Here is a 24,004-nt window from a genome sequence, read left to right on the forward strand (position 1 = left end):
ACAGACCAATGAAAAATGAAGCTAAACCGGTTGTCGAGCATCTGCTAGGGCCGTTGACGAGTAATCGTTTTGGTGACCGGTTTTTGTTTAACATAAATCGACACGTCTTTGACAAGGTTAGTGCCGAGGTAATGTTCGGCGCCCAATTTGACGATGCACTGTTTAAAGAAAATGTATTGAATATTATTGTGGGTACTGATTCAGGCTTGTTGCCCCGTTATATTCAAAATAAATCTTTGCCCAACGGGGCGCGCTATATCTTTATCGAGCCAGACGCGGTTTTGCAGGCTTTACATGAGCATCAGTTGTTGGTTGACCTGGATGAGCGTATTGCTTGTATCAGTCTGGAAAGCTGGGCTGAGGCTACAACGAATTTTAAGATTGCCGATTATTTTTATATCAATGCAGTGCGCTCGTTTAATGCTATTTGTGCCCAAAATGATTTCATTGAGGAATACTCGGAGCTCAGCTGGTATATAGCCGAAATTTTGTCGCAATCATATTGGGAGCATGCTGTTCAGTTGGGTCAGGAGGCTTTTATTGCACGGCAGATTGACAATGTCGCTGAGAATAGAATACCTGCGAAACTGCTGCAAAATGCGTTTTCCGGCAAAACCGTGGTCTTGTTGGCGGGCGGGCCGTCTTTAAATGACGCTTTGCCATGGGTGAAGCTGAATCGGCAACGCGTCGTTTTGTTTGCGGTTTCCAGAATTTCCAGGCAATTGATTGCAGCTGACATAGAGCCCGATTTTGTGTTTTCGGTCGATCCACAGGACATCAGTTTTGATGTCAGTAAGGAAATGTTAAATTTTGGGCCACGCACGACGTTTGTGTGTTCCTATCATGCGGTCCCAACCTTGCTGAACCAGTGGCCGGGACAGATGCTGTATCTGGGAGAGAGACTTCCGTGGGAGTCTGCGCTGAATGTGCCAAATTTTAGTGGTGCGGGGCCGACTGTGACAAATGCCGCTTTAAATACCGCTTATAACTTTGGCTTCAAACGGGTGATTCTGGCTGGGGTTGATTTATGTTATACCCGAGATGGTTTTACCCATGCCAAGGGAAGCAATGAAGCGTTGGCTGGCCCAAAATTCAACTTGACCTCGTTGCAGGTTGAAACCAATGGCGGATTTATGGCACCAACTGGTCTCGATTATGCCCAGGCGATTAACAGTTTGGCTATGCAGGCCAAAATTCTGACGGCGGCGGGATGTCAGATCTTCAATGTGTCTGAAGGGGCTGCAAAGATTGATGCGGTTGAATTCAGGCCGATAACCGAAATTCAACTTGAAGAGCAGTATCTGGATGCGCAGAAAATAGTGGCTGGTAAAGTGTCGAATGTGTCTGATGAAGTCCATTATCTACAAAAAGTCTTGGCCGAATTGAAGAGGGCGCAGTATCAGATTAAGGCTATTGCCCGTTTATCCGCAGAAGCGCGACGAATTAATGACGCCATGTATAGTCCGCATGGTGTTATTGAAAATTACAAAGATAAAAAGAAACTGGACCAGATAGAGAAAAAGTTTAAGCGAGAGCATCGCCATTTCAGCCGTTTGGTGAAGAGATTTGGTATCAGGCGATTTATTCAGATTGCTAAGCCGTACAGCGATGCGGAATGGACGGCAGAGGAAGCCAGACAGTTGGGCAACGTGTTTTACGATGCTTATAAAGAGGGTGCCGGTAACTTGTTGCGATTGATTAATGATGCAATCGAGCGGGTTATTTCTAGGCAGCAGGAGCACGCACATGATCCGGATTTTGCGATGTTGGCTGAGCAATATAGAAAAGATCGCAGTTTTGGGCGCGTCAGACTGTTGAGACAAAAACCTGTAGCAGTGCTTATCCCTCGGGAGATGATTCCTGTATTTGATGAGTATGAGCGGCAATTTGTCGAAATTATTAACGATAAAGATACCCGGCATCTGGCCATTGTTAAGGAGCATAGCAACTTGGGTTTTTTGAAACATCGCGGTGGCTTGTTGTTTAAACATAAAAAAGTCGAAGAGCTGCGAGATCTGTTGGTCAGTCTGGATAAATACCAGTCTCAGGATGATGTAGCCCCCTATAGGCATTTGATTTCTGGATATCTGGCTGAGTTGGGCGGGCGTTCTGAGGAAGCGTTGTATGCCTATCAACAAATTATTGATGGTGGTGATGTGTTGCTGGAAGAGGCCTTAATTCGGATCGCCGCGATTGGATTTGATGAAGATGATAAGTCTAGAGCTGATTTGGCTTTGCAATGTTTGTCTCAGCTCAATCCAGTATATCTGCCGTTGTACGCGGAAATGCGGCGTTTGCATGGTGATGTGATGGTGGCGATTGACGCTTATAACAGCTACATTGGCCAATTTCCGCAAGATACCTTAGTGCAAATGAAGCTGGCGATGCTTTATTTTGAATCTAAAATTTATGATGCAGCAGAGATGATACTTGCTTATATTTTGCAGCAAAAACCCGGTTTGGAGGTGGCGATTAGTATGAGGCAGCAGTTGCTTGCATTGAAAACGGCGAGTAATTAAAAAACAATCAATCTCTGTCGATAACCCCTTGGAGTAACAAATTTGGAGGTGAGTTATGATCGGTTCAGTTTCAGGTGGCAGTGCGTCGAGTTTGATAACGGCGCTGATGAAGGATGGGGTAACGAGGCAAAATATGGAAGTGGCAGTGATTAAAAAAGGTCAAGATGTCCAAAAAATGCAGGGAGAAGCGGCGTTAAAATTGATTAATGCAGCAGCTAATTTAGCAGAGCCGGGCAAAATCGATGTCCACGTCTAGCTAGATTTTCTTTAATATCAATTCCAATACCAATTTACTGCCAAAATAGGCCAGCAATAGCAGTATAAATCCCGTCAAGGTCCAGCGGATGGCGGTGTCTCCTCGCCATCCGTAGCGCAGTCTACCCAGCAATAAGCCTGAAAAAATAATCCAGGCGCTAATCGAGAGCACGGTTTTATGTACCAAATGCTGAGCGAATAAATCCTCGATGAAAATAAAGCCGCTAATCAATGAAGCGGACAGGAAAAACAGGCCCGTTCCTATCATTTGAAACAACAGGGTTTCCATGGCTTGCAAGGGAGGCAGGGCCAGTATCAAGCGTTTGGGGTGGTGGCTTCTCAGTTGCTGATCCTGTATTGCCAGTAAAGCCGCCTGGATCGCGGCAATGTTTAATAGGCTGAATGCAACGATCGACGACAGGATGTGAAAACCCATTTGCCAATTATGCGTCGTCATGCGATGTGTTTTTTCCGGAAAAATCATATCCAGCCCCAGCATGATGGCGGCCAGCGGAAAAAGCGCGATGCCCAGTTTTTCGACTGGTTTGTCGATGGCGGCAAATAATAATAGCAACACGATGAAAAAGGCGACCAATGCGGCCGTATTAAAGAAACTGAAGTTAAAGCCTTCGTGCTGCTGAAAAATCAGCATCAAATAGGCGGCGTGCAGTGTGGCGCCCAGCCAAGCTGCCCGGACCGACAGGCGGTGTTGTTCGCTACGATTGATCAGTTCTTTGATGATAAAAAACGACGCGATGGCATAGCTGAAAACCGACGGGATGCCGATGAGGATGCTGTTCATGGCTGGCTGCTGGAATAATCAAAATGCGTTGCGAAAAGCTTATGTTAAACTAAGCGACCGGATTGTTCTAACCTGTTTCATGTTAGTACCTGTCAGCCTCAACCCTAGAAGAACAAAGACGCAGATATGTTTGACAATTTAACCGACCGCCTGAGCGGTACCCTGAAAAAACTGAAAGGCCAAGGTCGTTTAACCGAGGCCAATATCCAAGATACCTTGCGCGAAGTGCGCATGGCGCTGTTGGAAGCCGACGTGGCGTTGCCGGTGGTGACTGATTTTATCCAGCATGTTACCGAGCGGGCTTTGGGGCAGGAGGTGCAGGCGAGCTTGTCGCCGGGTCAAGCCTTGATCAAGGTGGTACAGGCCGAATTGATCAAGGTCATGGGTTCTGCAAATGAAGAATTGAATCTGCGGACCCAGCCGCCGGCGATTGTGTTGATGGCCGGTTTGCAGGGGGCGGGTAAAACAACGACCGTGGCGAAACTGGGTCGGCATCTGAAGGAAAAGAAAAAGAAAAAAGTCGGCGTGGTCAGTGTCGACGTTTATCGGCCGGCTGCGATCAAGCAGCTGCAAACCTTGGCCGACGACATTGGCTTGAAGTTTTTCGAAAGTGATATTACCGAAAAACCAGTCGATATCGTCAATCGGGCGCTGGATGCTGCTAAACGGCAGTTTGTCGACGTATTGATCGTCGATACTGCGGGCCGGTTGCATGTAGACGATGAGATGATGGCGGAAATCAAGGAGTTGCACGCGGCGATCAAGCCGATCGAGACCTTGTTCGTGGTTGATAGCATGACGGGTCAGGACGCGGCCAATACCGCAAAGGCCTTTCATGATGCCTTGCCGCTGACCGGCGTGGTTTTGACCAAGGCGGACGGCGATGCGCGTGGCGGGGCGGCGCTCTCGATTCGTCATATAACGGGCAAGCCGATCAAATTTATCGGTGTCGGTGAAAAGACCGATGCGTTGGAGCCGTTTTATCCCGATCGTTTGGCTTCCCGTATCTTGGGTATGGGGGATGTGTTGTCCTTGATCGAGGACATCGAACAAAAGGTCGATAAGCAAAAAGCCGAAAAGCTGGCGAAAAAGATTCAGAAGGGCAAGAGCTTCGATCTGAATGATTTGAAGGAGCAGTTGCAGCAAATGCAGAACATGGGTGGCTTGACCGCGATGATGGATAAATTGCCTGGCATGGGCAGTATTCCCAAGGAAGTCAAGGACAAGGTCAATGACAAAGACTTGGCCAGACAAATTGCCGTGATCAATTCAATGACACCGCAAGAGAGGCAATACCCTGGTCTGATCAAAGGTACTCGCAAGCAGCGTATTGCCGATGGTTGTGGCTTGGATTTGCAAGCCGTGAACCGGGTGTTGAAGCAGCATCAAATGATGGAAAAGATGATGAAGAAATTCAGCAAAGGCAATATCGCCAACATGATGCGCGGCATGAAAGCTAATATGCGCGGCATGAGAATGTGATTTTTGCATTTTGTGCTTCACATCTGCGCAAATTGGCGTAGAATAGATTAATTAAATTTTGATTCAATGTTTTAAGGTATCCAAATGGTAAGCATTCGTTTGTCCAGAGGTGGCGCTAAAAATCGTCCTTTTTATCACGTCGTAGTGACCGATAGCAGAAATAGCCGTGACGGTCGCTATATCGAGCGCGTGGGTTTCTTCAATCCGTTGGCGCGTGGCGGGGAGCAAAGACTGGTTTTGGATGCCGAGCGCGTTCAATATTGGCAAGCCAACGGCGCGCAACCATCAGATCGCGTTGCCAGATTGATCAAAGACGCAGCCAAAGCAGCCGCATAAACGATTTGCCAAATAGTGATTATTTGAACGCCGGCGAAATATCCGGCGTTTTTGGTGTAAAAGGTTTGGTAAAAGTTTTTTCGTTTACCGAACCGCGTGAGAACATAGTGCGTTATTCGCCGTGGCTCTTGCAAAAAAACGACCAAAGCTGGGAAGTCAAAGTCGTTAGCGGTCAACGTCACGGCAATGTGGTGGTCGCCGAGTTGGAGAACATTTCCGATCGAGACGCCGCGCTGGCATTGATGGGTGCCAAGATTCTGATTCGCAAACAGCAACTGCCTAAGCCAAAGCCCGGTGAATATTATTGGGCTGACTTGGTGGGTTTGAGAGTCGAAACCGAATCCGGGCTAAAGCTTGGCATCGTCGATCATTTGCTGGAGACTGGCGCCAACGACGTCTTGGTGGTGAGGGATGGTGAACGCGAACGCTTGATTCCATTTTTGCAGCGGCAAACGGTTTTGAAAATCGATTTAGCGGCCGGTGTGATGATCGTCGATTGGGATCCTGATTTTTAAGCCGGGATGCGCTTCGATGTAATCAGTATCTTTCCTGACATGGTAAGGGATGCGGCCAGTTATGGCGTGACAGGGAAGGCGATAGAAAAAGGGCTAGTCGGGTTGTCTGTATGGAATCCGCGCGATTACACGCATGACAAGCATAAAACCGTGGATGATAGGCCTTATGGCGGCGGCCCCGGGATGGTGATGAAATTTCAGCCATTACTGGACGCGGTCGATACCGCCAAGCAGCAAGGTATTTATGCTCGCCGGCGCGTGGTGTATCTGAGCCCACAAGGCAGATTGATTACTCAAGCCTTGTTGCAGGAAGCTAGCCAGGAAGAGCAGTTGATCTTGATTGCAGGACGCTACGAAGGCATAGACGAACGCTTTATCGAGCAGACTTGCGATGAAGAGTGGTCGCTGGGTGATTATGTGATTAGCGGCGGCGAACTGGCTGCATTGATCGTCATCGATGCGGTAACGCGGTTGATTCCCGGCGTGCTGGGGGACGAAGATTCTGCCAAACAGGATTCCCACTACGATGGCTTGCTGGACTGCCCGCATTTTACCAGGCCCGAGCAGAGCGATTTGGGCAATGTTCCCGACGTGCTGTTGGGCGGAAATCATGCTGAAATCAGGCGGTGGCGGATGAAACAGTCGTTAGGTAGGACCTGGTTAAGACGTCCGGATTTGCTGGAAAAAATACAATTAACCGCAGAGCAAGACGCTTTGCTGAGAGAATTTAAAACTGAAGTTGATACTTAGGGTGTGGTAATGAGTAAAATTATTGAAGAATTGGAAGCTGCACAGCTGAAAAAAGATGTGCCTGAATTTGGGCCTGGCGATACCGTGGTTGTTAACGTACGCGTGGTTGAGGGTACTCGTGAGCGTTTGCAGGCGTTTGAAGGCGTGGTTATCGCCAAGCGTAACCGTGGTTTGAATTCTGCATTTACGGTCAGAAAAATTTCTCATGGTGTCGGCGTCGAGCGTGTTTTCCAAACCCACAGCCCAGCGGTTGGCAGTATCGAAGTAAAACGCCGCGGTGATGTACGTCGCGCTAAACTGTACTATTTGCGTGATTTGACCGGTAAAGCGGCGCGTATCAAAGAAAAACTTTCTTGATACAACAGCCAAGCGAGTTCGTATAGCTTACGAATTCGATCCAAAAAAGGCGGCTTCGTGAGCTGCCTTTTTTTTGCGTGCCATTCGGGAGCGTTTATGTCGATCAGCATTCTCTGGCAAGCGGAAGCAATCGGCCCCAAAACGCAATTGACTATTGAGTTGTTGGGTGCCGAATTGCTGGTGACTCTTAGCGGCGATGTCATTGTCGACGCGGAATGGCAAATGGCCAAGGATGGTTCTAGCCCAGACAAAACTGGCCTGGGCGAGCAATTGCGACTGGCTCTGCTCAAGCCATCGGATTATGCATTGCGGCTCGGTTTGCTACGGCAAGGCACGCCTTTCAGCCGTAAAGTTTGGCAGGCATTGAGCGAAATTCCCTTGGGACAGGTGCTGACCTATTCGGCGCTGGCCGAAAGGCTAGGTTCGGGGCCGAGAGCAGTGGCATCGGCCTGTCGTAACAATCCCTATCCCGGCATCATCCCTTGCCATCGAGTGGTATCAAAGTCCGGCATAGGCGGATTCATGGGACAACGCGAAGGGCCCTGGGTGGAATTGAAGCGCCAACTATTGAGTCAAGAGCTTGACATTGCTCACGGTCGGCTATGAGTGGTTCAACAAAAAGCATAGAGGCGTTCTTGAATGCGTTATGGCTGGAATTCGGTCTTAGCGATAATACCCTGGCGGCTTACGGTAGCGATTTGAATCAGTTTGATCAATGGCTAAAAAGCGTTACTTTGCAGGAGGTCTGCGCCACCGATATTTCAAGCTTTTTGCTGCATAGACAACAACAAGGTCACAGTAACCGTTCTTCCGCGCGGATGCTGTCGAGTTTGCGGCGCTACTATGGTTATTTGTTGCGGGAAAAACAAATCAGCGTCGATCCGACCCAGTTGATCGATGCGCCGCATATCGGGCGGCATTTACCGGATTCGCTGTCCGAAACCGATGTGGAGCTACTATTGAGGGCACCTGAAACCTTGCATGCCTTGGGTTTTAGGGATAGAGCCATGCTGGAATTGCTTTATGCCGCTGGTTTGCGCGTATCCGAGCTGGTAGAAATGACTTTTCAGCAGGTCAATTTTCGCCAAGGCTGTATCAGGATTACGGGCAAAGGCGACAAAGAGCGACTGGTTCCCATCGGCGAAGAGGCCGTCTCCTGGTTGGAGCGTTATCTGGCGGGACCCAGGCGGGATATTTTAGGCAGCAGGCAAAGCGATTATTTGTTTGTGACTTCGCGCGGAAGCTGTATGACAAGACAGGCGTTTTGGCATATCATCAAGCGTTACGCCAAACAGGCCGGCATCGACAAGCCTTTGTCGCCGCACACCTTGCGCCACGCATTTGCCACGCATTTGCTCAATCACGGGGCGGATTTGCGTGTCGTGCAGTTGTTGCTGGGGCATTCGGATTTGTCGACCACGCAAATTTATACTCATATCGCGCAATACCGCCTGAAACAGTTGCATTCAAAATTTCATCCAAGAGGATAATTCATGTCAGCACTCATTCATCCTTCCGCCTATATTGCTCCTGGCGCCAAGTTGGGCGACAACGTGCGGATCGGGCCGTTTGCCGTCATCGAAGATGGCGCGGAACTTGGCGCCGATTGCCAGGTCGGCGCGCATGCGGTGGTGCACGGGCAGGTGAAAATGGGAGATGGCAACATATTGCATCCACATGCCGTGCTAGGCGGTCTGCCGCAAGACCTGGGTTTTGATCCTCAGACTGAATCCTGGCTGGAGATTGGCGACAACAATGTATTTCGCGAAGGCTTCACCGCGCACCGGGCGACCAAGGCGGGTGGTGCAACGAAGGTCGGTTCCGGCTGTTATTTCATGAACAACAGTCATGTTGCCCATGATTGCACGGTCGGTGATAAAACCATTTTTGCCAATAACGTAGCGATTGGCGGACATGTCGAAGTCGGTAACAACGTCTTCATGGGCGGTGCCGTAGTCGTGCATCAGTTTTGTCGTGTCGGTTCCTATGCGATCGTGCAGGGTACTACCGGAATCAATATGGACGTAATTCCATTCATGTTGATTGGCGGCCGTCCGGCCAGACATTACCGGCTCAACATCGTGGGCTTGCGTCGGGCGGGGATTGTCGGCGAAAACTACAAGGTATTGTCGAGCGCGTTTCGCTTGCTAAAAAACAAAAAAAGCCTGGATCAATTGCAATCGACAGAAGAACTGCAATACTTGAAAGAATGGTTGGCTAAAGATTCGAAACGTGGTTTGCATGGTTTTGTCGATATTTCCAGGGAAGACTGATCATGCCGCCGACTTGGAGCCCCTGGTTGGTTTGAATTTGTGGTAAGGCCTTGATGAAAGTCTTTGTAATTGATAGATCGCCGCAATTGTTGGTGTCATTCCCGGCAATTGACGCCGAGGTAGTCTATTTCGGTGACGAAATTCAGGCGTTGAATGCCGTGGGGCAGCAGCAGCCGGAGTTTATTGTGCTTGATTACGCCGTGCGGGAGCAGCAAACTCCCGAATATATTGGTTTGTTATTGGCCGCGGCCAGGAAAGCCAAGCTGGTGGTGGTCGGGGGTAATGTCGGGGAGGAAGACGTGTTTCGCTGCTTGGAGAGCGGTGCCAACGGTTATCAAGACAAGCAACAATTGCCCCACTACATGGCTAAGATGATACGAGTCGTGGTTGCGGGCGAGGCATGGATTAGCCGAAAAATGGTGGCCCGTGTGCTGCATGCCTTAAGGCAATCAACCATGCAACTCGCGCCGGCTTAAAAATGCACGGAGGCCTCGAAATAAAAACTCTGCCCCGGAATCGGCAGGTTATTCGGGTAACTACTGACAGCCGCTTCCTTACCGTTGCTGTCGAAAAGATTGCGTGCCGACGCGGTCAGGTCCAAATAACCCAGCAAATTCTTGGCGTTCACGGTTAGATCGATCGTCTCGTAGTCGTCCAATACCCTCGTATCGTCAACCGCGCTCAGGCGATGACCTATCCAGTTGATTTGCGTCTGTATCTGCCATTTAGGCATGAAGCTCCAGGCCAATGCGCTATAGACATGATGTTCAGGTACATTGGCAACTCGCCGGCCGCCCGCTTTCTCGCGGGCATACTGCCAGGCGTAATTGCCGCGTAAATTCCAGTCTTGCAGGAACTGCCAATCCCATTCGAATTCGCTGCCGTAACCTTCCTGGCCTTCGGTATTGACTTCGGTCAATGGCGCGCCGCGAGTGACGAATTCTCCGCCAATTAAATCATCAATTTGATAGTAGTAGAGATTGAGCGTGTTTCTCAGTTCTTTATAAGGTCGATAATCGAACGCTAATTCCGTGGTTTCAATGGTTTCCGGTTGCAGTGATGGATTGCCGGTAAATTGCGGACTGTTTTTTTGATATTGCTCCAGAAAGCTGGGCGCGCGATAGGCCTGTCCGTATAAAATCTTGCTGGTCAACTCAGGGTTGATGTTCCAGACCAAGGCGGCGCGCGGATTCAGCGTGCCGCCAAAGTCGGAGTAATAGTCGAAACGCAATCCCGTCGTCAAATGCCAATCCTGGGCGATTTGCCATTCGTCTTGTCCGGCCACCGACCAGATGTCGCGATGCTGATCATCCAAAAAAGCAAAGGGTGTGCCGGTCACAGCCTGTACTTCGCCGGCTACCCTTGTGGCAATTTGGGTCGCATCCAGTACCCCCGCGCCGAAATTTCGACGCTCCTGGGTATTGAGTTCCTCGTAGCGGAAACCGGTAATCAGCTTTAGGACATGGTCGGAAAAACCTTTGTAGATATTGGTCAATTCAAAACTGGGGACGGTATTTTTCCTGCCGGAGACATAACGCATGCCATCAGGGAAGGCGACTAGGCCAAGCGGCGCTGAAAGACTGACATTGCCGCTGGCATCAATGGGTAGCACCGATCCAGGAGGAACATTATAAATATTGGCCAAGACATCGGTATGCAAAAAACTGGCGTGGGCTTGAAATTCCCAGTCTGTCCACAAGTCTTCGCTCGAATAGCGGACATCCGCCAAATAATTGCTGCCGTTGAGTGAGCCGCGATCATCCAATACCCCGTTGCTACCAGCACGAAAACCGGCATCGGTCTCATTGAAAGCCCAGAAGCTCAGCTCCCAATGTTTGCGCTGCAGGTTCAAATGACCGTTCCAGCGCTCGTTTTGGGTTTGCATGGGGGCTGGGGTTAAGGAATAAGGGGTTCCGCTCAAGGCGTCGGCCTCGATGATCCGGTCCGGATCGATGCCGTTATGGCTGTACTGCAAGCTGGCCGCTATATCCCAGCCTTGCCACTGGCCGCCATATTGTCCCCAGGTGCTTTTGGTATCCGCATTGCCGCCTCGGGCACCGACAGTAACGCCATTCAAGTCGGTGGCTTTTTTGGTGACAATATTGATCACCCCCGCAAACGCATCGGCCCCGTAAAGCGCCGAACCCGGGCCGCGGATGACTTCCACGCGTTCAATGTTCTCGACCGGAATAATCATGCCGGCCATGTGCGTGCCTTGTTGCGGCGTCGAGAAACGGGTGCCGTTCATCAGCAGCAACACTTCCGAATTGGTGTCGTTGCGAATGCCGCGCATGCTGTAGCTGTAATCGTTCGTCACTGGCTGAATCGTGGCATGAATGCCGGGTATGGTTTCCAGGACTTCATGCAATTCGGTCGCACCCATCGCGGCAATTTGTTCCGCCGTGATCACGCTGGTAACCGCGGCCGATTGCGATAACGCTTTGGCGGTGCCGGAGGCTATGCTGACTGAAATATCAGCCAGCTCGGCGGGGGATAATTCCATGAAATCATCCATGCTTTGCTGGGCATAGCCATAGCTGACTATGCAGTTCAGCAACACGGAATGCATAAACTGATGTGTTAGACGGCTTCGCATGCGTTTTCTCACAGTTCTCGCAAGGGTGCTGGCTTGGCGATACCATAGCCTTGGGCGTAATTGACGCCTAGGGTTTTCAAAAGATCGAAAATGTTTTGATTTTCGACGAATTCGGCGATAGTCTTTTTATTCATGACATGGCCGACTTCATTGATGGCCTTGACCATGGTCCAGTCAATCTTGTCTTCCAATATGTCTTTGACAAACAATCCATCGATTTTCAGATAGTCCACCGGCAGGTTTTTCAGATAGGCGAACGACGATAAACCGCTGCCGAAATCGTCCAGCGAAAACAAGCAGCCTTTTTTGTGCAGCGTGTCGATGAACTGCTTGGCGTAGGATAAATTGCTAATCGCAGCGGTTTCGGTGATTTCGAAGCAAATTTTATAGGTCGGGATTTGCCACTTGCGGAATTGTTCGCCGATGAAGTCCAGCATGGTTTCGTCGGATAAGGACAAGCCGGAAAGATTGACGGAGCAGACTTCCAGGCGCTCGATGAATCCAGGCGTGCTGCTCAGATACTCAAATAAATTGGCGATTACCCAGCGATCCAGCGCGGGGGCCATGTTGTAACGTTCCGCGGCGGGTAAAAAAGCGCCCGGCGGTATGATGTTGCCTTGCTCGTCGCGATAGCGCAGCAGGGTTTCGAAATGCAAGCCTTCTGGCTGATCGCTGGTCGGCTTGATCAATTGACCGTACAATTGAAAACGATCTTCATCGATGCCGATACGGATTTTTTCCACCCATTGCATTTCCCCTTGTCGCGCCGCCAATTCATCATCGCTTGCGCTGAACACATGGACCCGATTGCGGCCTTTTTCCTTGGCGGCGTAACAGGCAGCGTCCGCTTCCTTCAAAACTTCGACGGCATTGCTGCTGGTATGGCTGATCGGAGCTATACCGATACTGACGCTGATGCTGAAGCTGCGGTTTTCCCAGCCGAACTGGAAATCGGCGATGACATTCCGCAGTTTGTCTCCCGTGATCAGCGCTTGCTCTTGAGAACAATGCGCCATCAAAATGCCGAATTCGTCGCCACCCAGACGGGCCAATACATCGGTTTTACGCAAGTGCTGTTTCAACAATTCGCCAAGTTGCCTTAGCAATTCATCGCCCGCCAAATGGCCGCAGGTATCATTGACGACCTTGAATTGATCCAAATCCAGATAGCACATGATATGCGAGCTGCCTTCACTCTGGGCTTGCTGGACGAGGTTTTGCAGATAAGCATCGAATTGCCGGCGATTGGTTAGACCGGTCAGTTCATCATGGCTTGCCTGATAAGCAATTTTATCGGCGAGGCGCCGGGTTTCCGTGATGTCTTCACAGACCAGCAACAAGTGTTTCTGGTCGTGTTTGGCGTCAACCAGGCGGGCGGACTCTCTCACCCAAATCACATTGCCATTGTGGCAGATCAGGCGTTTTTCCTGCTTGTGGACCTGATGAGGCGCATTTAGGCAGCGGTGGAAGAAATTGCGGCTATCGTTCAAGTCTTCCGGATGGGTGAATTTAAAGATAGAGGCGCCTCGCAATTCATCGACACTCAGACCAATCTGTTTGGCGCCAAACTGATTGACCGACAATATTTGTCCGCGCACGTTGAGGTCGAACACCATGGTTGGATTATTGTCGTACAGCGCCTGGAAATTGTTTTTCAAGTCAACCAGGGATTTGTTTTTGGTTTCGACCGTATCCAGCATGTCATTGAAGGCATCGACCAAAACACCGATTTCGTCATCGCTATGCTTCGTCGCACGCAGGGAATAATCATGGTTTTGACTGATTTTTTTGGCCGTATTCGCCAGAAAGGTGATGGGTTTGGCAACGCGGCTGAGCAGCGGGATGGTCAAGAGAAATGCCACGCCCAATGCTATGAACAGAACGACCAGGACCAGTCCGATAAATTTTAACTGGCGTATCAAGGCGTTAGTTAAATCGGAGATTATCAGTACATCGCCAATCTTATCCTGGTCTGCCAGCATCGGCTGGATCACCGACAGCCTTAGTTTATCCACATGGGTAAGCTGCCCATGCGAATTGGCCGGACAAGTGGCGGATGTCGCGAGATCCAGGCTGGCAAACAATTGACCTTGTTTCTCGTAGACACAAGCATTTTGCAGATCGGGCAGTCTGGCCAACGAATTCAGGTTTTCCTTGGCTAGTGCTGGGTCATCAAACATGACGGCGGCGATACTGCGATTGGCGATCAAAGTCGCCGCGGTCATTAGCTCGTTTTGCGCTTTTTGTTTGACCTCGTTGATATTGACGATGACCAGAATCAAAAAAGCGATCAGCATTGCAAAAACGCTGGATGCAAGGGTAATTGAAAAGAGTTTGGATTTGATGGAAAAACGTGAGAATAAGCTACTCATGTTCATCCCCTTCGGCTAAGGTCGAAACTTCGATCAGTTTGGCGCTGATGCCAAGTCCGCTACGTTTCAACGCCTTTAGGTTGATATGCAGCCTGATTTTTTCCTCTTCCAGCACAAAACCGATCATGCCGCCGGTTTCGGCAAAAAAAGCATGGCTACCCACCGTCAGCGTGCCCTCGGGTAACGCGTTGGCTATCTCGGCCGGTAATTGTTCTTTGTCGAAATAGACGATATGACAGCCGCTTGCCTGTTTGGCGTGTTCATAGCGGTGTACCCGTATGGGTTTGTTCAGTGCTGTCTTGCTCTCCAGGCTAGCCAGCAATCCGTCGAAAGGATCGCTGCCGACGATGCAGAGATTGAACGTTTCGCTATCTTTTTCCGGCCAGCTAATGAACTTGGTGAAATTGTAGAGATAAGCTGCCTTGATTTTGTATTCCAAATCGTCGCTGCCATGCGCGGCGTTGAAAATCAGGCAAAATAGCAAGGTGGTCTTGATGACAGCGTCGACTATCGCCCTAGCAAACAAGCTGTCATACGCAAAAAATACCAAAATTGGTCCCTATCGGATTGAATGATCCGACAAGGATAGTCGAAGTTTTTGTGAAAGCTAGGGCGAGAAAAACTGATTTAACGCTTTGATCATGTATGAGTGATCCATTACGCCGGCGCTTTCACGGGCGCTATGCATCGCCCACATCGGATTGCCGACATCTACAGTGGCGATGCCGAGTTTTGCCGAAGCGATCGGGCCTATCGTGCTGCCACAAGGCAGGTCGCCGCGATGGGCGTATTTTTGAAAAGGCACTTCGGCTTGCCGGCAGATGTCTATGAAGGCCGCCTCGGATAGGCATGAAGAGGCGTAGCGGTGATTGGCATTGATCTTGACGACGGGGCCTTGATTGACAAAGATCTTGTGGCCCGGCTCGTAGGCATTCGGAAAGTTCGGTTGGTAAGCATGAGCCATGTCCGCGCTGATCATCAGGCTATTGGCTAAGGCGCGTTGATAATCTTGTTCCTTCAAATTCATGGTCGCCGAGATGCGCTGCAATATGTCCGGCAAAAAACTGCCGGCGGCGCCTTTGCAGCTTTCACTACCGATTTCTTCATGATCGAAAAATGCGCAGACCAGGGTATTGCCGCTGTTTAGCGCGTCTTCGTGCAACAGCGCCGTCAGGCCGGCGTGACAAGATGCCAGATTGTCCAACTGGCTGTCGGCGTAAAATAATTGCTCTTCCCCCCAAAAAGCGCCTTTTTGCGTGTCGTAGACGTTGAATTCCCAGCTCAAAATTTGCTCGGCACTCAAGCCCGAGGCCTCGCTCAACATCGAGGTAAAACGGTCGCCGGGCAATTGTTGAGCGCTGGTGCGTGCAAACAGCAGGGGGAGTTCGGTTTGTTTGTTGAATTTCAGGCCGTCTTCGTTGACCGACCGGTTCATGTGTATGGCCAGATTCGGCAAGCGCAATAACGGTTGCTCGAAGCGCAGCAAACGGGTCGAGATTTGGCCGTCGTCGGCGCGATAAGCGATACGGCCGGCCAAGCTCAAGTCGCGGTCGCTGAAAGTGGCCAATATCGGACCGCCATAGACTTCCACCGCCAACCGTAGCAAAGGATCGCTATTGATCACTGGCTGGGGTTTGATGCGCAGGCCGGGAGAATCGGTATGGGCGCCGAGGATTTTGAAGCCGTTTTGGGCCAAGTCCTTGCCGCCGATTACAAACACGACAATCGACGAATCGTCGCGCACCACATAATATCGGCCGCCGCTCAATGACCAGGCCTCTCGTTCATCCAGACATTGGAAGCCGAACGCGTGCAGGCGCTGCCGAATGCTGTCTATGGCATGCCAAGGGCTAGGGCTGGCGTCGATGAAATCCAGCAAATCTTTAACCTGTTCTCTATCGTTCATGCTTGTTCTTCCAGTGTCAAGGCCACGGAGTTGATGCAATAACGCAGCCCGGTAGGATGCGGGCCATCGGGAAACACATGGCCCAAATGCGCGCCGCAATGGCTGCACGTCACTTCGATGCGGTGCATGCCGTGGCTGAAATCTTCATGCTCCCGCAGGCTTTCGCTGGTTATGGGTTCCCAAAAGCTGGGCCAGCCGCACCCGGAATGAAATTTGTGCGCGGATGCGAACAAGGGCTGGCCGCAGCAGACGCAGTGATAAGTACCCGGTGTCGTGCAATCGGTGTACTTGCCGGTAAATGGCGGTTCGGTGCCTTTTTCGCGGCAAACATGAAATTGCTCGGGCGTGAGTTTTCCCCGCCAGTCTTGTTCGCTAACTTGCTGATCGGCCATGGACGTCTTCCTCATTAATCAAACAATGCGGGCTATTGTACGCGGAGCGACTTTTTCTGCATAACGAACTATCATAGGAGGACAAGAAATTTTTGTTTAAAGTATTAATAAATTCTAATATTATTCAGGTTCCGGTTTTTGAAGTTGAAACTATAACAATAACAAGCATGTGCCTTATGGTGCCGCTTCGAAAACCATCAATCCAAGCAGCAAAGAGGTGATAGTCATGGCGAAAATTGTAGTATTGGGTGCGGGTATCGGCGGCGTGCCAATGGCCTATGAAATGAAAGAAATCGTCGGCAAGGAACACGAGGTCGTCGTGATTTCCGATACACCGACTTTCCACTTCGTGCCGTCCAATCCCTGGGTGCCGCCCAAATGGCGGAAACCGGAGGATTTGAAAATCGAGCTGGCGCCGGTCATGCAGAAAAAAGGCATCAACTTCATCCAAAAAGCGGCAACCAAAGTCGATCCCGGCAACAACAAGGTCGATCTGGATGACGGTACTTCTGTCGAGTATGACTATCTGGTCATCGCCACAGGGCCGCGTCTGGCGTTCGACGAAGTACCGGGCTTGGGGCCGCACGGTGGCTACACGACCTCGGTTTGTCATGTCGATCATGCCGCGGTGGCCGCGCAGGATTGGGATAGGTTCATGCAAGACCCAGGCCCGATTGTCATCGGCGCGGTGCAAGGTGCCTCCTGTTTTGGCCCGGCCTACGAATATCTGATGATCATCGAAACCGAGCTGCGTAAACGCAAGATTCGCGACAAGGTGCCGATGACTTTCGTCACCTCCGAACCTTATATCGGGCACTTGGGGCTGGGCGGCGTCGGCGATACCAAAGGTTTGCTGGAAAGCGCGTTGCGCGACAAGACCATCAAATGGATCACCAACGCCAAGGTCGACAAGATCGAGCCCGGCATGATGTCTGTCACCGAAGTCGATGATGACGGTAACGAGAAGAAAAAACACGAATTGCCGTTCAAGCATTCGATGATGTTGCCAGCCTTTACCGGCGTCGATGCGGTGCGGAACAGCGGCGCGGAAGGACTGACCAATCCGCGCGGTTTCGTCATCGTCGATCAGTATCAACGCAATCCGACTTATAAAAATGTGTATTCCGTCGGGGTTTGCGTGGCGCTGCCGCCGGTGGAAAAAACTCCGGTTCCGACTGGTACGCCGAAAACCGGCTACATGATCGAATCGATGGTGACGGCCACCGCGCACAATATTCGCGACCAATTGGCCGGCAAGGAGCCGTCCGACGTGCCGAGCTTGAGTGCCTTGTGTCTGGCAGATTTGGGTGACAGCGGCGTGGCGTTTTTGGCGGTGCCGCAGATTCCGCCCCGAAACACGACTTGGTCGGCACAAGGTAAATGGGTGCATCTGGCCAAGATTGCGTTTGAAAAATACTTCATGCGCAAAGTCAGAAAAGGCATCAGCGAGCCGTTCTACGAACGTATGATGCTGAAGCTGATGGGCGTGGTACGTTTGAAATAGGAGGTCATTATGTCTATCGATCGTATGGTAATGGCCTTTGCCGGCTCATTCATCTTGATTAGTCTGGCGTTGGCGCATTGGCATTCGCCGTATTGGCTGTGGTTCACCGCCTTTGTCGGTGCCAATCTGCTGCAGGCATCGTTCAGCGGTTTTTGCCCGCTGGCGATGATATTGAAGAAGCTCGGTGTCAAATCGGGATGCGCGTTTTAAAAAATTTAATTGCCGAGTGAACTACTGGGTTAAGCCAGTGTCAATGCAAGCGGAGATAGTAGAGTCCGGTGGCCTGAAAGAGTAATTCGATCTGTCGCCGGATTTTTTTGTCTTTCGTTTGCCGATGGGTTTTTTATAGTGTATCTCTACGAAAAGCCCGGCCATCCCAGTACAGACATTCCGCCCTGTCTTTCTTCCAATCCGCCAACACGATGCGTTGCGCGGGGCGGCCTTCGATGAGTAAATCATGTATCGCCGGCCTGTGCGTGTGACCGTGTATCAGAGTCTCGCAGCGATGACGTTGCATCGTCTCGATGACCGTCTGTTGATTGACGTCCATGATGTCCTGGGTTTTCTTGCGTTTGTGCCAGAAACTGCGCAAGCGATACCAACGCGCGGCCAGCAAGCGCAACCATAGCGGTTTGGACAGTACGTTTTGCTGCCATTCCGGGGTGTGCGACTTGATCCTGAAAGCCTGATAGGGCAAATCGTCCGTACACAACAAATCGCCGTGGGTCAGCAAAACCCGTTTGCCGCCGAGTTCTATCACGGCAAATTCGTCCAGCAAGGTCATGCCGCATGCGTCGGCGAAGCGCTGGCCCAGCAAAAAGTCGCGGTTGCCTTGCAGCAAAAAAACTTGAGTGCCGGTATCGGTCAATGCTTTTAAGGCTTGTTTGATCGCTTTGTTGGGCGGAGTATTGTCGTCGTCGCCTATCCAGGCATCGAACAAGTCGCCCAGGATATACAGTGCCTTGGCTTGCCGGGCGCGGCCGTTCAAAAAATCCAGGAAACGCCTGGTAATCTCGGTCTTTTCCAGCGAGATGTGCAGGTCGGAGATGAAAAGGATGTCTTGTTTCAAAGTCCGGTTGTTAATTTAAAGCGGCAGGCAGTCCACGAAAAGCACGGAATACACGAAATGGGAGCTATTCCTTTTTTGCCAAAAAACCGTTTTCACAAAAGTATTTCGATTTAACGGTCTATTTTTTTCGTGTTTTTAGTGTATTTCGTGGACCGAAAGCTTAGAACAGCTTATTCGACGATTTCGGCTTTTTCGATGATGATGTCGGTTTTGGGCACGTCTTGGTGCATGCCGCGGTTGCCGGTCGGTTGTTTGGCCATTTCGTCGACCACTTCCATGCCTTCGACCACCTTGCCGAAGACCGCATAGCCCCAGCCGCTCGGGGTTGGGCTGGTGTGGTTCAAAAAGCCGTTGTCTTTATAATTGATGAAAAACTGCGCGGTGGCGGAATTGGGGTCATTGGTCCGTGCCATCGCGAGGGTGCCGCGGTCGTTTTTCAGGCCGTTGTCGGCTTCGTTTTTGATCGGCGCCTTGGTGGTTTTTTGATTGAAACTGGTGTCGAAACCGCCGCCTTGGGCCATGAAGCCTGGAATCACGCGGTGAAAGATTGTGCCGTCGTAAAAGCCGCTTTTGACGTAGTCGGCAAAATTGGCCGCGGAAACAGGGGCTTTGGCATTATCCAGTTCGATGACGATGGTGCCCAGCGAAGTGGTCATTTTGACTTTGGTTTGGGTGTCGGACATTTGTTTTTCCGTTGCAAAAGAAAGAGTTGAAAACAAAAACAGCATCAAATAAACAAGGGTATTGCGCATAAAGGCTCCTTAAATCGCTGTAAGCCGCGAATTCTAGGCGTTTTCAGCTTGAAAGAGAAGCCGAAATCTTGATAGATTGCTCGGTCTTTTGCTGTATTGACCTTATCGCCATGTTGAAAATCTACAATACCCTGACCCGAAGCAAGCAAGAATTCGTTCCCAGACAGCCCGGCAAGGTCGGTATGTATGTCTGCGGCATGACGGTTTACGACTATTGTCATATCGGCCATGCTCGGGTGATGGTGGTGTTCGATACCGTAGCCCGTTATCTGCGTCATTCTGGCTACGAGTTGACTTACGTGCGCAACGTCACGGACATCGACGACAAGATCATTCAGCGCGCTAACGACAACGGCGAGGAATTTACCGCGCTGACCGAGCGTTTCATTGCCGCGATGCACGAAGACGAGCAAGCATTGGCCGTGTTGCCGCCGGACATCGAACCCAGGGCCACCCGTTCCATCGCTTCCATCATCAACATGATCCAAAAATTGTTGGAACGCGAATACGCCTACATCGGCAGCAATGGCGACGTGTTTTATGCCGTCAACCGCTTCCAGGGTTACGGTAAATTGTCCGGCAAGAATATCGAAGATTTAAACGCCGGGGAACGGGTCGATGTGGACAATGCCAAGCGCGACCCCCTGGATTTTGTGTTGTGGAAAATGGCCAAGCCTGGCGAGCCGTATTGGGATTCGCCCTGGGGCCAAGGCCGGCCAGGATGGCACATAGAGTGCTCGGCAATGTCCACTTGCTGTCTGGGTAACCATTTCGACATTCACGGCGGCGGCATGGATTTGCAGTTTCCGCATCACGAAAACGAAATCGCCCAATCCGAGGGCGCCACCGGCGAACCCTTCGTCAACTACTGGATGCACAACGGTTTCGTAAGGGTCAATGAAGAAAAAATGTCCAAATCCCTGGGTAATTTCTTCACGGTGCGTGAAGTGTTGAAGCAATATTCGCGTCCGGATGTGATTCGTTTCTTCGTCTTATCCAGCCATTATCGGAGTCCGTTGAATTACTCTGATCAACAATTAGATGAAGCTGTTGCCGCATTGACTAGGTTATACACGGCGCTCGAAGCTGTAGAGTTATCAGATCAAGAAATGGAATTGGACTATTTGCGGCGCTTTGAAGAATCTATGGATGATGATTTCAATACACCGTTGGCAATTTCAGTTTTATTTGAATTGGCAAATGAACTAAATAAGGCCAAATCAGGAGATGATAAAACTAGACAATCAAATTTAGCTTACACGCTGAAAAAATTAGGTGGATTATTAGGGATATTGCAAGCTGAGCCACGTGATTGGCTGCAAGGTAAGGCTTCGGTGTCTGAAGAAGTTTATCAACTGACAATTCCTGTTAACATCAATGTCGTGGAATTGACGGAAGAATATATCAATCAACAGATTCAACTTCGGTTGGATGCCAAGAAGAAAAAGGACTGGGCTACTGCTGACAGGATTCGGGACGAATTAAAACAACTCCGTATTCAATTGAAAGACAGGCCTGACGGCACTACCGATTGGTACAAAGAGTAAGAGATATCACGTGGAAGAAATCAAAGATAAATCCCTACAGACCTATCTGGACGAACTGGCCAGTAAACAGCCAACACCCGGCGGTGGTAGCGCGGCCGCGTTGATGGGGGCACAGGCCGCCGCCTTAGTCAGCATGGTGTGCAACTTGACGCTAGGCAAACCCAAATACGCCGAAGTCGAAGCGGACATGCAAGCCCTGCTGGCCGAGTCCGAGGCCTTGCGGGAAACCTTGACCGGCATGATCAAGGCCGACGTCGACGTGTTCAACAAATTGATGGCCTGTTACGGCCTGCCCAAAGCTACCGACGAGGAAAAAGCCCAGCGTAGTGCGCAAATCCAGTGGGTATTACGCGAAGCTACCGAGGTGCCGCTGGAATGCGCCAAGGCTTGCGCCAAAGCCATTGCATTGAGCAGGATCGCGGCCGAAAAAGGCAATCTGGGCGTGATCAGCGATGCCGGCGTCGCCGTGATGTCGGCTTATGCCGGTCTGAAAAGCGCGGCACTGAACGTAGAGATCAATGCCGCCAGCCTGAAAGACCGCGCTTTTGCGGATGTCAAGCTGGCCGAGCTAAATACAATCATGCAGACTGCCGACCACGAGGCCGAAGCGATTTATCAGATCGTCAAGGGCAAGTTGTAAGCCGGGCTTTAGTCATTTCCGTTCAAAGCGGCCAGTGCGCTGGTGTAATCCGGTTCGTCGGCGATTTCCTTGACTAATTCCGTATAAATGACCCGGTCGTTTTCGTCGATGATGACGATGGCGCGCGCGGTCAGGCCGGCCAGGATGCTGTCCAAGAGCTCGACGCCGTAATCGCGGGCGAAGCTGGAGCGGAAAGTCGATAAGGCTGTGACATGCTTGATTCCTTCGATTTCGCAAAAGCGGGCCTGGGCGAAGGGCAGGTCGGCGGAAATGACCAGCACTACGGTATTGTCCAGATGCGCGGCCTTTTCGTTGAATTTGCGGGTTGAGGTCGCGCAGGTCGGCGTATCCAGGCTAGGCACGATGTTCATGACCTTGCGTTTGCCGGCAAAGGCTTCCAGGCCGACGTCCTGCAATTTGCGATTGGTCAGCTTGAACTCGGGCGCCTGGCTGCCGATGGCGGGCAAGTCGCCGCAGGTGTTGATGGGTTTGCCTTGGAAAGTGATGCTAGCCATAACGATGCTCCTGAGTGGGTATGATTTTTCTATTTCTTCCGCTTGGTGAAATCGATCAGGCGTTTCCGCTTCTTGATCTGCCTGTCGCTCAGTTTGTTTTTCTGGCCGTGGAACGGGTTTTCCGGCGACTTGAAGACTAGGCGTATCGGCGTGCCTTGCAGTCTTAGCTGCTCGCGGTAGTAGTTCATCAAATAACGTTTATAGGCGGCCGGTAAGGCATCGGTCTGCACACCGTGGATCACCACGACCGGCGGATTGCGGCCGCCCTGATGCGCGTATTTCAGCTTGATGCGGCGGCCGCCGACCAAGGGTGGCTGGTGCGCGGCGATGGCGTCGCTCAAGATCCGGGTCAATACCGGCGTGGACATGTCTATCATGGCCGAGTCGTACAGGCTATGAACGACGTCGAACAATTTGCCGACGCCGCTGCCGTGCAGCGCAGAGATGGGGTGCTTTTCGGCGAAATCCAGAAACGACAGTTTCATCTCGATCTGTTTCTTGACGAAGTCGCGGTGCTCGGCGCTGAGACCGTCCCATTTATTTAGGCCTATGATCAAGGCCCGGCCGGCTTCCAATACCAGACCCAGAATGTGCGCGTCCTGATCGGTGACGCCTTCGCGGGCGTCGATCAAATAGATCACCACATGCGCCTTTTCAATGGCCTGCAACGATTTGATGATACTGAATTTTTCCACCGTCAACGACACGCGGGAACGGCGGCGCATGCCGGCGGTATCGATCAGCGTGAACTTCTGGCCGTTGCGCTCAAACGGAATATAAATGCTGTCGCGGGTCGTGCCGGCTTCATCGAACACCACCACGCGCTCTTCGCCGAGCAGACGATTGACCAGCGTGGATTTGCCGACGTTTGGTCGGCCGACGATGGCTATCGCAATGCCGGGGTCTTGTTCCTCGAACTCGTCTTCAAGCGGCGGGATCAAGTCGTCGATGCGGCCTAGCAGTTCGTGGACATTGCGACCGTGCGAGGCGGCAATCGGCACGGGCTCGCCCAACGCCAAACTGTAAAAATCGTGGGTGACCGTGTTGCTGTCGATGCCGTCGATTTTGTTCACGACCAACACCACGGGTTTGCCCAGCTTGCGCAGCATGTCGGCGATGGCTTGGTCGGCGGCGTTGATGCCGTCGCGGGCGTCGACCAGGAAAAACACCACGTCGGCTTCCTGCAGCGCGATTTCGACCTGCTTCTTGGCGAAGGCGTCTATGCCTTCCTGGTCGTCGGTGATGCCGCCGGTATCGACGACCAGGCAGTCGCGCTCGCCGCGTTTGACGCGGCCGTATTGGCGGTCGCGGGTCAGGCCGGGATAGTCGGCGACCAGAGCCTCGCGGCTACGGGTCAGGTAATTGAAAAGGGTGGATTTGCCGACATTGGGTCGGCCGACCAGAGCGATTACGGGTAGCATA

General features: G+C 51.3%; 25 protein-coding genes. 15 read left to right on the plus strand and 10 right to left on the minus strand.

All coding sequences use genetic code 11. The features are described 5' to 3' along the window. The first annotated feature begins 8 nt into the window (after positions 1-8). Positions 9-2,519 (plus strand): 6-hydroxymethylpterin diphosphokinase MptE-like protein, encoded by a 2,511-nt coding sequence (locus NM686_RS02600; RefSeq protein WP_255190387.1) that lies wholly within the window; start codon positions 9-11, stop codon positions 2,517-2,519. A 55-nt stretch (positions 2,520-2,574) separates the two neighbouring features. Beyond that, on the plus strand, positions 2,575-2,775 hold the full coding sequence (locus tag NM686_RS02605) for a hypothetical protein (protein WP_255190388.1): 201 nt from the start codon (positions 2,575-2,577) through the stop codon (positions 2,773-2,775). Here NM686_RS02605 and NM686_RS02610 read toward each other — a convergent pair whose 3' ends face one another. Further along, entirely contained in the window at positions 2,776-3,576 is an 801-nt protein-coding gene (locus NM686_RS02610; protein ID WP_255190389.1) for a cytochrome C assembly family protein, read from the minus strand. 126 nt (positions 3,577-3,702) lie between these two features. On the opposite strand from NM686_RS02610, the gene ffh reads away from it, so the two are divergent. From ffh to NM686_RS02655, 9 genes are all read left to right on the plus strand, one after another. After that, positions 3,703-5,058 (plus strand): signal recognition particle protein, encoded by a 1,356-nt coding sequence (gene ffh / locus NM686_RS02615; RefSeq protein ID WP_255190390.1) that lies wholly within the window; start codon positions 3,703-3,705, stop codon positions 5,056-5,058. An 84-nt stretch (positions 5,059-5,142) separates the two neighbouring features. Continuing rightward, positions 5,143-5,394 (plus strand): 30S ribosomal protein S16, encoded by a 252-nt coding sequence (rpsP, locus tag NM686_RS02620; RefSeq protein ID WP_255190391.1) that lies wholly within the window; start codon positions 5,143-5,145, stop codon positions 5,392-5,394. 5 nt (positions 5,395-5,399) lie between these two features. Then, positions 5,400-5,909 carry a ribosome maturation factor RimM gene (gene rimM, locus NM686_RS02625; protein WP_269022302.1) on the plus strand — a complete coding sequence of 170 codons (510 nt, stop codon included), beginning with the start codon at positions 5,400-5,402 and terminating at the stop codon, positions 5,907-5,909. 6 nt (positions 5,910-5,915) lie between these two features. Further along, entirely contained in the window at positions 5,916-6,659 is a 744-nt protein-coding gene (gene trmD / locus NM686_RS02630; RefSeq protein WP_255190392.1) for a tRNA (guanosine(37)-N1)-methyltransferase TrmD, read from the plus strand. 9 nt (positions 6,660-6,668) lie between these two features. After that, entirely contained in the window at positions 6,669-7,016 is a 348-nt protein-coding gene (rplS, locus tag NM686_RS02635; RefSeq protein ID WP_255190393.1) for a 50S ribosomal protein L19, read from the plus strand. Between the two features lie 96 nt (positions 7,017-7,112). Next, entirely contained in the window at positions 7,113-7,622 is a 510-nt protein-coding gene (locus NM686_RS02640; protein ID WP_255190394.1) for a methylated-DNA--[protein]-cysteine S-methyltransferase, read from the plus strand. Next, the gene (xerD, locus tag NM686_RS02645; protein WP_255190395.1) at positions 7,619-8,506 is read left to right on the plus strand and encodes a site-specific tyrosine recombinase XerD; all 888 of its coding nucleotides are present in this window, start codon (positions 7,619-7,621) and stop codon (positions 8,504-8,506) included. The genes NM686_RS02640 and xerD overlap by 4 nt, the downstream gene beginning before the upstream one ends. Positions 8,507-8,509: 3 nt before the next feature. Beyond that, on the plus strand, positions 8,510-9,289 hold the full coding sequence (lpxA, locus tag NM686_RS02650; RefSeq protein ID WP_255190396.1) for an acyl-ACP--UDP-N-acetylglucosamine O-acyltransferase: 780 nt from the start codon (positions 8,510-8,512) through the stop codon (positions 9,287-9,289). 53 nt (positions 9,290-9,342) lie between these two features. After that, a complete protein-coding gene (locus NM686_RS02655) occupies positions 9,343-9,765 on the plus strand; it encodes a transcriptional regulator (protein ID WP_255190397.1) in 423 nt (140 codons plus the stop codon). On the opposite strand, the gene NM686_RS02660 is transcribed toward NM686_RS02655, so the two are convergent. The 5 genes from NM686_RS02660 to msrB are packed head-to-tail and all read right to left on the minus strand — an operon-like array spanning position 9,762 to position 16,555. Further along, a complete protein-coding gene (locus tag NM686_RS02660) occupies positions 9,762-11,885 on the minus strand; it encodes a TonB-dependent receptor plug domain-containing protein (RefSeq protein WP_255190398.1) in 2,124 nt (707 codons plus the stop codon). The two genes, NM686_RS02655 and NM686_RS02660, sit on opposite strands and share 4 nt — an antisense overlap. A gap of 8 nt (positions 11,886-11,893) precedes the next feature. Continuing rightward, positions 11,894-14,257, minus strand: a complete 2,364-nt coding sequence (locus NM686_RS02665) for an EAL domain-containing protein (RefSeq protein ID WP_255190399.1) — start codon at positions 14,255-14,257, stop codon at positions 11,894-11,896. Beyond that, entirely contained in the window at positions 14,250-14,807 is a 558-nt protein-coding gene (locus tag NM686_RS02670; RefSeq protein ID WP_269022307.1) for a YfiR family protein, read from the minus strand. Before NM686_RS02670 ends, NM686_RS02665 begins: the two co-directional genes overlap by 8 nt. A 57-nt stretch (positions 14,808-14,864) precedes the next feature. Continuing rightward, positions 14,865-16,163, minus strand: coding sequence for a M18 family aminopeptidase (locus NM686_RS02675; RefSeq protein WP_255190401.1), 1,299 nt, complete (start codon positions 16,161-16,163; stop codon positions 14,865-14,867). Beyond that, positions 16,160-16,555 carry a peptide-methionine (R)-S-oxide reductase MsrB gene (gene msrB, locus NM686_RS02680; RefSeq protein ID WP_255190402.1) on the minus strand — a complete coding sequence of 132 codons (396 nt, stop codon included), beginning with the start codon at positions 16,553-16,555 and terminating at the stop codon, positions 16,160-16,162. Before msrB ends, NM686_RS02675 begins: the two co-directional genes overlap by 4 nt. A 226-nt stretch (positions 16,556-16,781) precedes the next feature. On the opposite strand from msrB, the gene NM686_RS02685 reads away from it, so the two are divergent. Together NM686_RS02685 and NM686_RS02690 are read left to right on the plus strand one after the other, a co-directional pair. Next, positions 16,782-18,059 carry an NAD(P)/FAD-dependent oxidoreductase gene (locus NM686_RS02685; protein WP_255190403.1) on the plus strand — a complete coding sequence of 426 codons (1,278 nt, stop codon included), beginning with the start codon at positions 16,782-16,784 and terminating at the stop codon, positions 18,057-18,059. A 9-nt stretch (positions 18,060-18,068) separates the two neighbouring features. Continuing rightward, entirely contained in the window at positions 18,069-18,269 is a 201-nt protein-coding gene (locus NM686_RS02690; protein ID WP_255190404.1) for a YgaP family membrane protein, read from the plus strand. Positions 18,270-18,402: 133 nt separating this feature from the next. Here NM686_RS02690 and NM686_RS02695 read toward each other — a convergent pair whose 3' ends face one another. Then, a complete protein-coding gene (locus NM686_RS02695; protein ID WP_255190405.1) occupies positions 18,403-19,128 on the minus strand; it encodes a UDP-2,3-diacylglucosamine diphosphatase in 726 nt (241 codons plus the stop codon). A gap of 170 nt (positions 19,129-19,298) precedes the next feature. After that, entirely contained in the window at positions 19,299-19,811 is a 513-nt protein-coding gene (locus NM686_RS02700; RefSeq protein ID WP_269022310.1) for a peptidylprolyl isomerase, read from the minus strand. A 179-nt stretch (positions 19,812-19,990) separates the two neighbouring features. On the opposite strand from NM686_RS02700, the gene cysS reads away from it, so the two are divergent. Together cysS and fchA are read left to right on the plus strand one after the other, a co-directional pair. After that, positions 19,991-21,427 (plus strand): cysteine--tRNA ligase, encoded by a 1,437-nt coding sequence (gene cysS / locus NM686_RS02705; protein WP_255190406.1) that lies wholly within the window; start codon positions 19,991-19,993, stop codon positions 21,425-21,427. Between the two features lie 10 nt (positions 21,428-21,437). After that, positions 21,438-22,067 (plus strand): methenyltetrahydrofolate cyclohydrolase, encoded by a 630-nt coding sequence (gene fchA / locus NM686_RS02710; RefSeq protein ID WP_255190407.1) that lies wholly within the window; start codon positions 21,438-21,440, stop codon positions 22,065-22,067. 8 nt (positions 22,068-22,075) lie between these two features. Here the strand turns inward: fchA and tpx are convergent, their stop codons facing one another. Continuing rightward, positions 22,076-22,582 (minus strand): thiol peroxidase, encoded by a 507-nt coding sequence (gene tpx / locus NM686_RS02715; RefSeq protein WP_255190408.1) that lies wholly within the window; start codon positions 22,580-22,582, stop codon positions 22,076-22,078. Between the two features lie 29 nt (positions 22,583-22,611). Next, the gene (gene der / locus NM686_RS02720; protein ID WP_255190409.1) at positions 22,612-24,003 is read right to left on the minus strand and encodes a ribosome biogenesis GTPase Der; all 1,392 of its coding nucleotides are present in this window, start codon (positions 24,001-24,003) and stop codon (positions 22,612-22,614) included. Position 24,004: the final 1 nt, after the last annotated feature.

The sequence above is a fragment of the Methylomonas rapida genome, from assembly GCF_024360925.2.
In the GTDB taxonomy this organism is placed as follows: domain Bacteria; phylum Pseudomonadota; class Gammaproteobacteria; order Methylococcales; family Methylomonadaceae; genus Methylomonas; species Methylomonas rapida.